This is a genomic window from Georgenia alba, from assembly GCF_042665525.1.
Lineage (GTDB): Bacteria > Actinomycetota > Actinomycetes > Actinomycetales > Actinomycetaceae > Allobogoriella > Allobogoriella alba.
Map to the genome: position 1 here is coordinate 1148565 of NZ_JBHTCQ010000001.1, position 13563 is coordinate 1162127.

At 72.9% G+C, this 13563-nt stretch carries 12 protein-coding genes; 5 read left to right on the forward strand and 7 right to left on the reverse strand.

What is annotated here, in order from left to right; genetic code table 11:
- Positions 1-14 precede the first annotated feature (14 nt).
- Positions 15-854, reverse strand: a complete 840-nt coding sequence (locus ACFQQL_RS05425) for a PhzF family phenazine biosynthesis protein (protein ID WP_382392031.1) — start codon at positions 852-854, stop codon at positions 15-17.
- A 104-nt stretch (positions 855-958) separates the two neighbouring features.
- Between ACFQQL_RS05425 and ACFQQL_RS05430 the strand changes: the two genes are divergently transcribed.
- Entirely contained in the window at positions 959-2017 is a 1059-nt protein-coding gene (locus ACFQQL_RS05430; protein ID WP_382392033.1) for a hypothetical protein, read from the forward strand.
- Here the strand turns inward: ACFQQL_RS05430 and ACFQQL_RS05435 are convergent.
- Complete coding sequence (locus tag ACFQQL_RS05435) at positions 2014-3585, reverse strand: amidohydrolase (protein WP_382392035.1); 1572 nt, start codon at positions 3583-3585, stop codon at positions 2014-2016. The genes ACFQQL_RS05430 and ACFQQL_RS05435 overlap by 4 nt on opposite strands.
- Positions 3586-3666: 81 nt before the next feature.
- Between ACFQQL_RS05435 and ACFQQL_RS05440 the strand changes: the two genes are divergently transcribed.
- A complete protein-coding gene (locus ACFQQL_RS05440; protein WP_382392037.1) occupies positions 3667-4161 on the forward strand; it encodes a heme-binding beta-barrel domain-containing protein in 495 nt (164 codons plus the stop codon).
- Between the two features lie 3 nt (positions 4162-4164).
- On the opposite strand, the gene ACFQQL_RS05445 is transcribed toward ACFQQL_RS05440, so the two are convergent.
- Positions 4165-4743, reverse strand: a complete 579-nt coding sequence (locus ACFQQL_RS05445) for an NYN domain-containing protein (protein ID WP_382392039.1) — start codon at positions 4741-4743, stop codon at positions 4165-4167.
- 93 nt (positions 4744-4836) lie between these two features.
- Between ACFQQL_RS05445 and cofD the strand changes: the two genes are divergently transcribed.
- Both cofD and cofC read left to right on the forward strand, forming a co-directional pair.
- Entirely contained in the window at positions 4837-5772 is a 936-nt protein-coding gene (gene cofD, locus ACFQQL_RS05450) for a 2-phospho-L-lactate transferase (RefSeq protein WP_382392041.1), read from the forward strand.
- Positions 5769-6431, forward strand: a complete 663-nt coding sequence (cofC, locus tag ACFQQL_RS05455) for a 2-phospho-L-lactate guanylyltransferase (protein ID WP_382392043.1) — start codon at positions 5769-5771, stop codon at positions 6429-6431. Before cofD ends, cofC begins: the two co-directional genes overlap by 4 nt.
- A gap of 30 nt (positions 6432-6461) precedes the next feature.
- Here cofC and ACFQQL_RS05460 read toward each other — a convergent pair whose 3' ends face one another.
- Positions 6462-7118 carry a nitroreductase family protein gene (locus ACFQQL_RS05460; protein ID WP_382392045.1) on the reverse strand — a complete coding sequence of 219 codons (657 nt, stop codon included), beginning with the start codon at positions 7116-7118 and terminating at the stop codon, positions 6462-6464.
- Between the two features lie 111 nt (positions 7119-7229).
- Between ACFQQL_RS05460 and ACFQQL_RS05465 the strand changes: the two genes are divergently transcribed.
- Positions 7230-8696 carry an aldehyde dehydrogenase family protein gene (locus ACFQQL_RS05465; RefSeq protein ID WP_382392047.1) on the forward strand — a complete coding sequence of 489 codons (1467 nt, stop codon included), beginning with the start codon at positions 7230-7232 and terminating at the stop codon, positions 8694-8696.
- Between the two features lie 111 nt (positions 8697-8807).
- On the opposite strand, the gene ACFQQL_RS05470 is transcribed toward ACFQQL_RS05465, so the two are convergent.
- The 3 genes from ACFQQL_RS05470 to ACFQQL_RS05480 form a co-directional block, all read right to left on the reverse strand.
- Complete coding sequence (locus ACFQQL_RS05470; RefSeq protein WP_382392049.1) at positions 8808-9599, reverse strand: PspA/IM30 family protein; 792 nt, start codon at positions 9597-9599, stop codon at positions 8808-8810.
- Positions 9600-9695: 96 nt separating this feature from the next.
- The gene (locus tag ACFQQL_RS05475; RefSeq protein WP_382392051.1) at positions 9696-11708 is read right to left on the reverse strand and encodes a TPM domain-containing protein; all 2013 of its coding nucleotides are present in this window, start codon (positions 11706-11708) and stop codon (positions 9696-9698) included.
- A 186-nt stretch (positions 11709-11894) separates the two neighbouring features.
- Positions 11895-13544 carry a DNA repair helicase XPB gene (locus tag ACFQQL_RS05480; protein WP_382392053.1) on the reverse strand — a complete coding sequence of 550 codons (1650 nt, stop codon included), beginning with the start codon at positions 13542-13544 and terminating at the stop codon, positions 11895-11897.
- Positions 13545-13563: the final 19 nt, after the last annotated feature.

The window sequence follows — 13563 nt, forward strand, 5'->3', positions numbered from 1 at the left end:
TGCCGGGGGCACGCTCAGAGGTCGATGGTCCCCGTGATCACGGTGGTCGTCTCACCGGCGACCCAGATCTCGCCGTCGCGCTCGCTGACGTGGGCGCGGCCGGACCGACCGAGGACCGTGCCCTGCGCAGCCACGTACGACGACGGCGCGACGCCGCTGTCCCGCAGCCACCGGCCCAGGCCGGCGTTGAGGCTGCCGGTGACCGGGTCCTCGTCGCCGGTGTCCATGAACGCCCGCACCTCGAACGTCACCTCGCCACCGGGAGGGTGCGGTCCCACCACGCCGACGTCGAGCCCGCCCAGCATGCCGTAGTCCGGTTCGACCGAGAGCACGCGCTCGGCCGAGCCGAGGCGCAGCGCGAGCCATTCGGGGCCGTTGACCAGCCAGGACGCGTCCACGACGTCGTCCGGTGCCATACCGAGCGCGCGCGTGGCCCGGGCGAGGACCTCCGGCTCGGGGCGCTCGTACCGGACGAGGGGAGGCCCGGCGAAGGCCCGCCGGCCGCCGTCGTCCACGACCCGGACCAGGCCCGCACCGCACTCCTGGACCAGTCCGTCGGACGATGTGGGCGTCCCCCCGGAGGCAAGCCACGCGTGCGCCGAGCCCAGCGTCGGGTGCCCCGCGAACGGCAGCTCGACCGAGGGGGTGAAGATCCGCACCCGGTAGTCCGCCTCCGGCACGGTGGGCGGCAGCAGGAACGTGGTCTCGGACAGGTTGGTCCACGACGCGAGCCGGCGCATCGTCTCCTCGGACAGGCCTTCGGCGTCCGCCACGACGGCGACCGGGTTGCCACCCAGTGCCTCGCCGGAGAAGACGTTCACCTGGAGGAAGCGGCGTGCGGTCGGCTCAGCCATCGGCCCACAGTAGCCGCGACGGGGCGGACGGGCGGAGTGGTCGGGGCGAGCGGTTGTCTAGGCTGCCGGTGTTCCGCGACCACGTCGAGACTGGGAGGTGAACGGTGCCCGAGCTGCCGCGGCCCGCGTTCCGCCGCAAGGACAACGGCACGGTCGACCCCGTGGCCGCGACGGACCGCTGGTTCCTCTCGCACGGGCTCGCCTACTTCGTGCCCGAGCAGCGCCAGGGCGCCCGCGAGGCGCTCCGGCTGCGGCGGACCTTCCCCTTCCTCGTCCTCGCGTTCGTGGTGGCGGGCGCCGCCGGGGCGACGCTGGCCTATCTCACGCGTCAGGTCGCCGCAGCACCGGCGCTGCTGATCTCGGCCGGGCTGCTGGCGGCGCTCTGGTATGCGCTCACGGCACTGCGCGCCCGCCCGATCATCACCTGGGCGCTGACCCGCGGATTCGCCGGCCTGCGCACCCTGCTGCCGATGATGAGCCGCGCGTTGCCCCTGCTCCTGCTGTTCGTCACGTTCCTGTTCATCAACGCCGAGGTCTGGGAGATGTCGGCCTCGCTGCGCTGGGGCACGATGTGGCTGACCTGTCTGCTGTTCGTCCTCCTGTCGGTGGGGTTCCTCCTGGTCCGCCTGCCGGAGGAGGTCGACACCGTCGACGACGTCGTCGACGCCGAGTTCCTTCGCCGCGGCAGTCGCGGCACCCCCCTCGAGAGCAGCTGCCGCAGCCTCCTGGAGGCCGACGAGGTCGACCTCGTCGGCTACGCCCAGGTCCGCGGGTACGAGCGGGCGAACCTCGTTGCCGTCCTGGTCATCATCCAGGCGGTCCAGGTCTTCCTGCTCGCGATGACCGTGTTCTTCTTCTTCCTCATCTTCGGCCTGCTCGTGATGAATGTGGGGACTCAGGAGAACTGGACCGGGCTCGATCCCAGCCAGTTCAGCGAACATGCACAGGTCTTCGGCGCGTTCTCGGTGCCGTTGATCAAGGTCTCCCTCTTCCTCTCGGCGTTCTCCGCCCTGCACCTGGCGGTCTCCTCCGTGACGGACGAGACCTACCGCAACCAGTTCTTCGGTGCCGTGCTGCGCGAGATGCAGCAGGCCGTGGCGCTGCGCGCGATCTACCGCGCCGTCCGCGAGCGCCGCGAGCCGCAGACCGACTCCCCGAGCTAGAGCGCGAGGTAGGTCGCCCGCCCCGCGAGGATCGTCGCGGCGACCGGCATGTCCCGCAGCCGCGCCGCCACCGCCGCGGTCCCGGCACCGGCCGGCAGGTCGCGCGCCAGCGGGTCCGCGTCGAGCAGGACGACGTCGCCCCGCGAGCCGACCCCGACCGTCCCCTGACCGTCGGTGGAGGCCGCGAGCGCCTCCGCGGCGGTCACGTGCTGCTCCGGGTGCCACGGCTCACGCTCGTCGGCGCTGCGGTGCACCGCAGCGGCCATCGCGAGCCACGGGTGCAGCCGCGCGACCGGGGCGTCGGACCCGAAGACCACCTCCGCGCCCGCGTCGAGCAGCGTGCGCAGCGGGAAGGAGTCGGCGGCCCGGCCCGGCCAGCGCTCCTCGGTCACGTCACGGTCGTCAAGCAGGTGCGCCGGCTGGACGGAGGCCCGTACCCCGAGCGTGGCGAACCGCTCGGCCTGCCCGGGCGCGAGCAGCTGCGCGTGCTCGACCGAGCCCCGGGCGCCGGCCGCCTCGACGGCGTCGAGCGCGATCCCGACGGCGGCGTCCCCGATGGCGTGCACCGCGACCTCGAGCCCGTGCCGGGCGGCCCGGCGCAGCAGCGCCGTCAGCTCCTCGGGCGGCACGTTCTGCACGCCGTGCGGGCTCGCCGCGTCGATGGGCTCCGGGTACGCGGTCGAGGTGTGCGCCGTCGCGGTGTTCAGCGAGCCGTCGGAGATGACCTTCAGCGGCCCCATGGTCACCAGGCCACGTCCGCCGGGCAGCGGCACGCCGGTTCGCAGACCCGCGGCGAGCACCTCCTCGAGCCGGTCCGGGTAGGTAGCGGTCCGGACCCGGAGCCGGTCCGTGCCGGCGGCCACCCGCGCCGGCCACTCGGTCCGGTTGTCCGCCCACTCCATGTCGGTGACCCCGACCACCCCGCGTGCGGCCGCCGTCGCCTGCGCCTTGGGGTAGCCGTCGGTCGGACGGACACCGGGCAGCTCCGCCATCCGGGTGAGGGCCTCGAACCACGGGTTCTCGCGGACCAGGCCGTCGGCGTCCCCGTCCCCGGGCAGCTCCAGCATCCGGCGGGCACGGGTGGAGACCCAGCCGCAGTGCACGTCGTTGGAGACGAGCACGACGGCGCGCTCGCCCGCCACGGCGTCGAGCGCGGCCAGGGACGGCTCGTCCGGCCAGCCGGCCTGGAAGAACCCGAACCCGACGGCGGGTGCGTCGGCCGGCGGCGCCTCCGGTCCGGCGAGGTAGTCACGCAGCAGCGTCAGGGCCTCGGCCGCCGATCCGGCCGAGGTGAGGTCCAGCCGCTGGAACGTCTGGGCCGCCTGCCTGAAGTGGACGTGCTGGTCCCACAGCCCGGGGATCGCCCACCGGCCGTCCGCGTCGAGCTGCTCCTCGCCGGGCGCACGCTCCAGCGACGACGCGACGGCGGTGACGGACCCGGCCGCGATACGGACGTCCACCGGGCCGTCCGGGGGCAGGAGGTGGTTCCCGGCCGGGTCCGCCGTCGTGCGGGCCCGGACGGGCACGAGCCGGACGCGTCGCAGCAGCAGCGACTCCCGCGTTGCCATGGCCTACGTCTACCAGCAGCGACCCGCCGCGGGTCCGAACGTCTCCCGCTGTGGGCGAGGCAGGCGCCTAGACTCGGTGACGTGCCGTCCGAACTGGCGTCGAAGCTGCATCCTGACTGCACACCGGTCGCCTGGATGCTGGGGAGCTGGCGCGGCAACGGGCACGGGCACTACCCGACGATCGAGAAGTTCCACCACACCGAGGAGCTGGTCGTCAGCCACGACGGACGGCCTTTCCTCAGCTACGTCTCCCGGGCCTGGCTCATCGACGACCACGCGGAGAAGATCCGGCCCGCGGCGTCCGAGTCGGGGTTTCTGCGCTGCCGGCCCGGTGGGGAGATCGAGATGGTGCTCGCCCACAGCACGGGCGTGGTCGAGGTCTGGTCCGGCCGCATGGACGGGCGGCGGCTCGAGCTCGTCACCGACTCCGTGGCCCGGACCGGCTCCGCGAAGGAGTACGTGGGGGGCCGCCGGCACTACGAGCTCCTCGACGGAGACCTCGTCTGGAGCATGGACATGGCGGCGGTGGGGGAGCCCATCCAGCCCCACCTGTGGACCAGGCTGAAGCCGGACTGACCGTTACAGGTAGCGCGTCGGGTCGAACTGCTCGAGCGGGATGATGCGGACCCGGGGCAGCACAGAGGTGAACGCCCCCAGGTCGTCCTCGAGGTCGTAGACCCGCAGCCCCTGGTCCTTCAGTGCCGCGACGTCCGCGTTGAGGAACTCCCGGAAGCACAGCACGCCGACGTTGCGGCCCGCCGCGAGCAGGTCCTCCAGCTGCGGGATGTAGTCCCCGTCGTGCGAGGCGAGGAGCACGTCGCCGCTGTCCCGCTCGAGGATCGCCTGGATCGTGCGCTGGATACCGATGTCGACGACCTTCTCGTGCCCGGTTCCGGACAGCGGGATGGGGTGGAAGTCCATGGCGAGCAAGGCCTGGACGAAGCTCATCGGCATCTGGCCGCTGGTCGCGTTGAGGAAGAAGAGCGCACGGGCGTTGGTGTCCCAGACGTCCGCGGCGAACTGCCGCACGCGGTCCCAGCGCGGCCGTTCCTCCGGGGCCGGGCGCCGGCCCAGGACGCTCATCCCGAGGGTGGCGTCGATGTTCTCGCCGTCGACCAGCAGATACGTGCTCGGGGCGGCGGGCGACGGTTCGGCCATGGAGGGCAGCCTACCCAGCAGGCATCCGGCACCGTGCTCGTTGCCGCTGCTGCGGCTCGCCGCGCTCCCAGGTGTCCGTCGTAGGCTTCCCGGGTGCACTTCAGCCCGAGCGTGACGCTGCTGGCGGGCGGGGTCGGCGGCGCGAAGCTCGCGCAGGGGCTGGCCGGCGCCCTCCAGCGGCCCGAGGACCTGACCGTCGTGGTCAACACCGGCGACGACGACGTCATCTACGGCCTCGACGTCAGTCCCGACCTCGACACCGTCATGTACACCCTCGCCGGCCTCGCCAACCCGGAGACCGGGTGGGGCGTCGCCGACGACACCTTCACCACCCTGGACGCCATGGCCGCCCTCGGGGAGGACACGTGGTTCCGCATCGGCGACCGCGACCTCGCCACCAACGTGCTGCGGACGGCACGACGGCGCAGCGGCGCCACGCTCAGCGAGGTCACCGCCGAGCTGTGCCGCGGCCTCGGGGTGCGGCCACGGCTGCTGCCGATGACCGACCAACGGGTCGCCACGGTGGTGACGACGCCGGACGGGCGGCTGGACTTCCAGGAGTACTTCGTCGCTCGCCGGCACGCCGACCGGGTGCTCGGCGTGAGCTACGACGGGGTGAGCGAGTCTCGACCCGCACCGGGCGTCCTCGAGACGCTCGGCGAGGCCGACGTCGTCGTGCTCGCGCCGTCCAACCCCTACCTCTCGATCGGTCCCATCCTCGCCGTCCCAGGGGTGCGCGAGGCGCTCGCGGCGACGACGGCCCGCAAGACCGCGGTGAGCCCGATCGTCGGCGGACGTGCCCTGAAGGGCCCGGCCGCGGCGATCCTGGAGGCGATGGGGCACGAGGTCTCCGCGCTCGGCGTCGCGCGGATGTGGGCCGGGGTCGTCGACGAGCTCGTCCTCGACGTCGCCGACGCCGCACTCGCGCCCGCCGTCGAGGAGGTCGGGCTGTCCGTCGTCGTCACCCGCACCGTGATGTCCGGCGCCGAGGACCGGGTACGCCTGGCCCGGGAGCTGCTCGAACGATGACGAGGAACCTGTCACCCGCCGGGGACGCCGACGTGCTCGCCGGACGTGTCATCGCCGTCGTCCCGTTGCGTGGCGGCGGCAACGGCAAGACGCGGCTGGCGGAGGACCTGGCGCCCGAGCAACGGACCCGGCTCGTCGGCGCACTCGCCCGGCACGTGGTCACCACCCTCGTCGGCGTGGTCGACCGGGTGGTCGTCGTCACCGGAGACGTCGGCTACGCCACCCGCGCCATCGGCCGCCCGTGCGCCCGGATCGACGCCGTCGAGCAGGTCCGGTCAGGGCTCAACGGCGCGGTCGCCGACGGTGTCGAGTTCGCGTTCGCGGGCCGTGCCGAGCGCGTCGTCGTCATGCACGCTGACCTTCCGCTGCTGACCACGGACGACGTCCTGGCGCTGCTGGCACCCTCGGCGCCCGTGGTCCTGGCACCGGACCGGGCGGAGGAGGGGACGAACGCGGTCGTGGTGCACCGATCCGCCGCCGCATGGCGGTTCCGGTTCGGTCCCGGCAGCGCGGCCGCCCACCGCGCCGAGGCCGAGCGGCTCGGCCTCACGCCGCACGTCCTGCGCCGTCCCGGGCTCGGCACCGACCTGGACACCCCCGCCGACTGGGCGCGGCTGCCCGACGGCGTGCGGGCGGAGCTGCTCCGGACGGCGGGCTGAGACCGTCACGGCCCGACGGCGGAGCCGGCCTCACCACCGGCCGCGGTGGAGGACGTCCGCGGTCGGCCGGCGCGAGCGCCGGGACGGCGAGCCGCCGGGCGTTGAGTCCGGATGCGGATGCCCGACGGTGATCGCGCCCACCGGCTCGTGTCCCTCGGGGACGCCGAATGCAGTCCGGAGCTCGTCCACGCGCTGCGCCGGGATCCCCAACAGGCAGGCGCCGAGCCCTTCGTCGACGGCGGTCTGCAGGATGAGCAGCACCGCCATGCCGGTGTCCACGAACCAGTACGGCACCGACCAAGGCAGGCCGTCGACCGGTGCGCCTGCCGGCGCCCGCCCGCCGGCCCGCCCGCCCGACCGCCTGGCAGCCCCCGACTTGTCGGGCTCGGCGTAACGACGCCGGTACGCGGCCTCGGACGCCAGCGGCACGATCACCACGGGCGCGGTCCGCATGCCACGCAGCCACCGGTCCGGCGACCCCGCCCGGTCCGGCGGGGTCGCCGCTGACCAGAAGCGCGCGACGTCCTCGGCCGAGTCGAGCACGAGGAAGTCCCAGCCCTGGGTGAAGCCGGCGTTCGGTGCCCGGGTGGCGTTCTCGATCATGCGGTGCACCGCCGCGGGGTCCACCGGGTCCGCCGTGTAGCGCCGCACCATCCGCCGTCGCCGGACCACCTCCTGGAAGTCCATGACCACGATCCTGCCGTGCGCGCCGGCGCGGAGCGAGGATGTGCCGGGTGCAGGACGAGGACGGCATGGCGCAGGATGGGGCGATCACCGAGCGTCGACGAAGGAGTTCACATGAGCACGACCGAGACGACCGCGCAGCCGTGGGACGGGCGCATCTTCACCGGTGAGTGGAGCGTCGGCGGCGGCGAGCCGCTCGAGGTGCGGGCGCCCGCGACGGGCCGGCCCATCGCCCGCGTCGGCACCGCCACCACGACCGACCTCGACGTCGCGGTCGCCGCCGCGTCAGCCGCCCAACGGCACTGGGCGGCCCTGACCTACGAGAAGCGGGCGAAGGTCTTCCTCGACGCCGCGAGGCTGCTCGAGGAGGACCCGACGCGGCTCACCCGCTGGATCGTGCCGGAGTCGGGATCCGGCCAGGGGAAGGCCGCCTTCGAGGTCGGCCTCGTCGTCTCGGAGCTGACCGAGGCCGCCGCGTTGGCGGCCGCGCCCTACGGCGAGCTGCTGCGCAGCACCAAGCCGCGCCTGTCGGTCGCGCGGCGGGTGCCGATCGGCGTCGTCGGTGTCATCTCGCCGTTCAACTTCCCCGCGATCCTGTCCATGCGGTCGGTGGCGCCCGCGCTGGCGCTCGGCAACGCCGTCGTCCTCAAGCCGGACCCGCGCACCACCATCTCCGGGGGCTTCGCGCTCGCCCAGCTGCTCTCTGACGCCGGGTTGCCGGCCGGCCTGCTGCAGGTGCTGCCGGGCGGCGCCGACCTGGGGCAGGCGCTCGTCACGCATCCGCGGGTGCCGTGCCTGTCCTTCACCGGGTCCACCGCCGCCGGCCGGAAGATCGGGGAGGCGGCCGCGCCGCTGCTGAAGAAGGTCCACCTCGAGCTCGGCGGCAACAACGCACTGCTCGTGCTGCCGGACGTCGACGTGGCCGCGGCCGCGTCCGCCGGCGCCTGGGGCTCGTTCCTGCACCAGGGCCAGATCTGCATGACCACGGGCCGGCACCTGGTCCATGCCGACATCGCCGAGGAGTACGGCGAGGCCCTCGCCGAGAAGGCGAACCACCTGCCGGTCGGCGACCCGACCGACCCGAACAACGCGCTCGGACCCATCATCGACGAGCGGCAGCGCGACAAGGTCCACGGGCTCGTCACCTCGACCGTCGAGGCCGGCGCCGGCCTCGCCGCGGGCGGCACCTACGACGGGCTGTTCTACCGGCCCACGGTGCTGACCCAGGTGCCGCTGGACGCTCCCGGCTTCACCGAGGAGATCTTCGGTCCCGTGGCGCCGGTGACCACGTACTCCACGATCGACGAGGCGATCGAGATCATCAACGCCTCCGAGTACGGCCTCTCGGTCGGCATCCTCACCCGCGACGCGTTCGGGGCGTACGAGCTGGCGGACCGCATCGCCTCCGGCGCGGTGCACATCAACGACCAGACCGTCGACGACGAGGCGGTCATCCCGTTCGGCGGGATCAAGGCCTCCGGCGTCGGCGGGCGGTTCGGCGGGCACAGCGCCAACCTGGAGACCTTCACCGAGACCCAGTGGATCACCGTGCAGTCACGGATCGAGCGCTACCCGTTCTGACGTCGTCGGACTCGCGAGCCTCGACGTCGCCAGCCGGCCCGGGCAGGCCGCGCCACGCAGGAACGACTCGGCGCCGGGCGGAGAGCCCGGCGCCGAGTCGTCACTGTCGCGTCAGTAGGTCGTGCGGTCCTCCTCGGGCGCCGGAGCGGCGGCACCCTCCTGCGCGTTGCCGGTGATCTGACCGGCCGGGCCCCCGGAACGGAGCGCGGCCAGACGCGCCTCGATCTCGGCGTCGTGGCTGTGGTCCTCCAGCTCGGCGAACTGCGACTCCAGGCTGGCGCCCTGGATCTCGGCCTGGCCGGCCACGCGCGCCTCCTCCCGGCGCACCGACTCCTCGAAGCGGGAGATCTCGGTGGTGGGGTCCATGACGTTGATCGAGGAGATCGCGCTCTGCACCTTCGACTGCGCCTCGGCGCTCTTGGAGCGGGCCACGAGCTGGTCACGCTTGGACTTCAGCTCGTCCAGCTTGAGGCGCATCTGGGTCAGGCCGTCCTTGAGCTTGTCGACCACCTGGTTCTGGGAGTCGATCATCGGCTCGGCCTGCTTGGCCTCGTTCTCGGCGTTGATCTGCTTGCTGACCGCGATCTTGGCGAGGTTGTCGAAGCGGGCGGCCTCGGACTCGTCGCCGGCGGCCCGCAGCTCGGACGCCTTGTTCGTCGCGGCGAGCGCCTTCTGGCCCCAGTCACGTGCCTCCGCCAGGTCGGCGGCGTGGTCCTGCTCGGCCAGGCGCAGGTTGCCGATCGTCACCGCGACGGCGTCCTCCGCCTCGGCGATCGAGGAGGTGTAGTCGCGCACGAGCTGGTCGAGCATCTTCTGCGGGTCCTCGGCGCGGTCGAGGATCGCGTTGATGTTCGCGCGGGTGAGCTGGGCGATACGGCCCAGGATGCTCTGCTTCTCTGCCATGGTGCTGCCCTTCTTGGTCGGTGGGCTGATTCTCACTGTCTCGGACGGGGTGTGCCAGTGGCTTGTCACGACGTCGGCGGCCGGGCCGCCGGGGCGTCAGAAGCGACCACCGCCTCCACCGAAGCCACCGCCGCCGAAGCCTCCTCCGCCGCCGCCGAAGCCGCCGCCTCCGCCCCAGCCACCGCCGAAGCCGCCCCCGCGGCCACCGCCCAGGACGCTGCCGATGATGCCGCCCAGGACGAGTGATCCGACGTCCACGCCGCCGCGGCGACCGCCGCCGTAACCGCCTCCTCCGAAGCCGCCTCCGCCGAAGCCGCCCCAGTCGTCGTCCCAGCGGCTCGCGTCCCGCTGGGCGAGGTTCTGCGCGTCTGCGGCGCGGCGCTCGGCCTCGGCCAGGTGTCTCATGGCCGCGACGGGGTCCTGGCCCGCGAGCCGGTGCGCCTCGCCCGCCAACCGCTCTGCCTCCGACAGGCGGGTGCGAGCCTCGGGCCCGACCGAGCCGCGGTGGGTCGAGATGTAGGCGGAGACGCTGCGGAGGCGCGCGTCGAACCGGCCGAGCCGGTCATGGAGCTGCGCCCCGGCGCGACGACGGTTCTCGTCCTCGGACCGCACGCCGGCCAGGGCGGCGTCGATCGCGGTCTCCGCGGACTCCAGGCGCTGCAGCGCGGCGAGCGGGTCGCCGCCCGTCCGTGCCTCGTGCCCCTGGGCGATGGCTGCCTCGGCCTCCTTGCGGCGGGCGTTGATGTCCAGGTCGTCAGGGGCGAGCCGGCGGGCGTCCTGCACATCGGCGGTGATCGAGGCGATGGCGACGTCGAGCCGCTCCGCGGCGTCCTCGAGGGTGGCGCCCGCGCCCTGCACCTCCTGCAGGAGCGTCGCGGCCTGCCCGATCGCCTCCTCGGCGATCCGCACGTGCGTGACGGCGGTCTGCCGGTCGCCGCCCGCGACCTTCTCCCGTCCCTCCTGCACGGACTCCCGCGCCGAGGTGAGCAGTGCCTTGGCCTGGTCAGGGTTCTTCGAGACCGACGTCAGGGCACCGGTGGGATAGCGGTTGGCGAGCTGGGCCAGCTGGGCGCGTGCGCCCTCGATCTGCCGCTCGACCTCGGTGGCGCGCTGCTCCATCTCGTCGAGTGCCTGTGGCGCACGGGCCTGGATGTCGCGCAGCTTCGCGAAGTGCTCCGCCTGGGCCGAGAGCGCGTCGTCGATCTCGCTGGTGAGCTGGATGATGTCGGCGTACATCTGCCGCTGCTGCGGCTCGGTCTCCGGGATGTGGTCGTCCAGCTTCTGGCGGATGCTGAACGCCTTGCGGGACGCCTCCTTGGCCTGCTCGAGCGCTGCGGTGAACCGGTCCGTCGCCTGCAGCCCGAACTGCGCCTTGGCGAACCCGAGCTCCTCCTCGGAGCTGCGGATGGCGTCGTCCGCGGCGAGCAGGGCGTGGCCGGCGCGCGCCGAGAGTTGCTCGGTGGGCAGGTTGAGCGGGTGGTCCGGCGGCAGCTTCGGCTTGGACTCGCGGGGTGCCTGCTGCTGCTCGCCCTGGCCGCGGCGGCTGCGCCGTCGTACCGCGACGACGACGCCGATCACCCCGACGACAACGACGATCGCCACGAGAACGCCCAAGAAGCCGATCGCGCCGCCCAGGCCGCCGCCGGTGGCGAGGTCCTGGACTCCCTCGGCGTAGGCGACGCCGGCTCCGGACCAGTCGCCGTCGCTGAGCTCGGGCAGGACCTGATCCTCGATCATCGCGTCCAGATCGTCCTGGCTGTAAGCGGCGTCGTTGCTGGCCGACGCGCCCCATGCGCTGTCATCGATGGCGACGACGAGCAGCGGGTTGTTGTTCCCGAAGTTGGACATCTCGGCGGTCTCGCGAGACCACGTGCCGGCGTCAGCACCGTCGAACGTGGAGATGAACGCGACGAACGGGACTTCGCCTTCCACCTCGTCGAACGCCTGCTGGATCTCGTCGACATCACCCGGGCTGAGCGTCCCGGTCGTGTCATTGACCTGCTCGGGCAGGTTCATCGGGTCCTCGGCGGCGGCCGGCGAGGCAAGGGTGAGCGCTGGCACGACGGCGAGGGCGGCGGCAGCCAGCGTCGAGGCAGCACGGAGTCTCACACGGTGATCCTTGCCTGGCAGGACCGGACCACGCAACGCGTTGAGGTCCCCATTCGCTGACGGAGGAGGTGGGAACTCCCGAGCCCTGACCTGCGTTGACCCTCGGAACCCCCTGCGCCCAGTCGTCAATCGTGTGCTGAGTCGTCCGCTGTGTACGACAAGTCGGCACAGCACGCCGGGGGTGGGTCATGCGTCGCTGGGGGCGAGGTCCTCGGCGTCGACGATCGTGTAGCTGTACCCCTGCTCCGCGAGGAAGCGCTGGCGGTGCGCGGCGAAGTCCTGGTCCACGGTGTCCCGCGCGACGACGGCGTAGAAGTGCGCGGTGCGCCCGTCCTGCTTCGGCCGCATGAGCCGGCCCAGCCGCTGCGCCTCCTCCTGCCGGGACCCGAACGAGCCGGAGACCTGCACGGCGAGCGACGCCTCGGGCAGGTCGATGGAGAAGTTCGCGACCTTCGAGACCACCAGGAGCGGGATCTCCCCGGTGCGGAAGCCCGCGAAGAGGCGCTGCCGCTCCGCGACCGTCGTCTGCCCGGTGATGAGCGGTGCCTCCAGGGACTCGGCGAGCTCCTCGAGCTGGTCGATGTACTGGCCGATGATGAGCGTCTGCTCGCCGGGATGCCTGGCCAGGATCTGCTTGACCACGCCGGTCTTGCCCGGCGCGGAGGCGGCCAGCCGGTACCGCTCCTCGGGCTCCGCCGTCGCGTACACGAGGCGGTCCGACTCCGGCAGGGTCAGCCGGACCTCGACGCACTCCGCCGGCGCGATGTAGCCCTGCGCCTCGATGTCCTTCCACGGCGCGTCGTACCGCTTCGGTCCGATGAGGGAGAACACCTCGTCCTCCCGGCCGTCCTCCCGCACCAGCGTGGCCGTCAGGCCCAGGCGACGGCGCGCCTGCAGGTCAGCTGTCATCCGGAAGATGGGCGCCGGCAGCAGGTGCACCTCGTCGTAGACGATGAGGCCCCAGTCGTGCGCGTCGAGCAGCTCCAGGTGGGTGTAGACGCCCTTGCGCCTGTTCGTGAGCACCTGGTACGTCGCGATCGTCACCGGCCGGACGTCCTTGCGGGCGCCGGAGTACTCGCCGATCTCGTCGTCGGTCAGCGTGGTGCGCCGGACCAGCTCCTCCCGCCACTGCCGCGCTGCCACGGTGTTCGTCACCAGGATCAGCGTGGTCGTCGACGAGCGGGCCATCGCACCGGCGCCGACGAGCGTCTTGCCCGCCCCGCACGGCAGCACCACGACGCCGGAGCCGCCGTGCCAGAAGGTCTCCACGGCTTCCTCCTGGTACGGCCGGAGGTGCCAGTCCGCCTGGTCGAGCGCGATGGCGTGGGACTCGCCGTCGACGTAGCCGGCGAGGTCCTCCGCCGGCCAGCCGAGCTTGACCAGCGCCTGCTTGAGCCGCCCGCGCTCCGAGGGATGGACGACGACGTCCTCCTCGTCGATCCGTGCGCCGAGCATGCCCTTGGTGCGCCTGGACCGCAGGACCTCCTCCAGCACCGGCTTGTCCAGCGCGTGCAGCACCAGCCCGTGGGTCGGGTGCTTGACGAGCTGCAGCCGCCCGTACCGGTCCATGGTCTCGGCGACGTCGACCAGCAGCGGGTGCGGCACGGGGTAGCGCGAGTAACGCACCAGGGCGTCCACGACCTGCTCGGCGTCGTGGCCCGCGGCGCGGGCGTTCCACAGACCCAGCGGCGTGAGCCGGTAGGTGTGCACGTGCTCCGGGGCGCGCTCGAGCTCGGCGAACGGCGCGATGGCGCGGCGTGCGTCCTTCGCCTCGGGATGGTCGACCTCGAGGAGCAGGGACTTGTCGGACTGGACGATCAGCGGGCCGTCGGGCATCACGACATTGTCGCGCCTC

Coding starts and splice junctions, on each gene's coding strand:
- ACFQQL_RS05425 (WP_382392031.1), bottom strand. CDS start 854: ATGGCTGAGCCGACCGCACGCCGCTTCCTCCAGGTGAACGTCTTCTCC.
- ACFQQL_RS05435 (WP_382392035.1), bottom strand. CDS start 3,585: ATGGCAACGCGGGAGTCGCTGCTGCTGCGACGCGTCCGGCTCGTGCCC.
- ACFQQL_RS05445 (WP_382392039.1), bottom strand. CDS start 4,743: ATGGCCGAACCGTCGCCCGCCGCCCCGAGCACGTATCTGCTGGTCGAC.
- cofC (WP_382392043.1), top strand. CDS start 5,769: ATGACGAGGAACCTGTCACCCGCCGGGGACGCCGACGTGCTCGCCGGA.
- ACFQQL_RS05460 (WP_382392045.1), bottom strand. CDS start 7,118: ATGGACTTCCAGGAGGTGGTCCGGCGACGGCGGATGGTGCGGCGCTAC.
- ACFQQL_RS05465 (WP_382392047.1), top strand. CDS start 7,230: ATGAGCACGACCGAGACGACCGCGCAGCCGTGGGACGGGCGCATCTTC.
- ACFQQL_RS05470 (WP_382392049.1), bottom strand. CDS start 9,599: ATGGCAGAGAAGCAGAGCATCCTGGGCCGTATCGCCCAGCTCACCCGC.
- ACFQQL_RS05480 (WP_382392053.1), bottom strand. CDS start 13,544: ATGCCCGACGGCCCGCTGATCGTCCAGTCCGACAAGTCCCTGCTCCTC.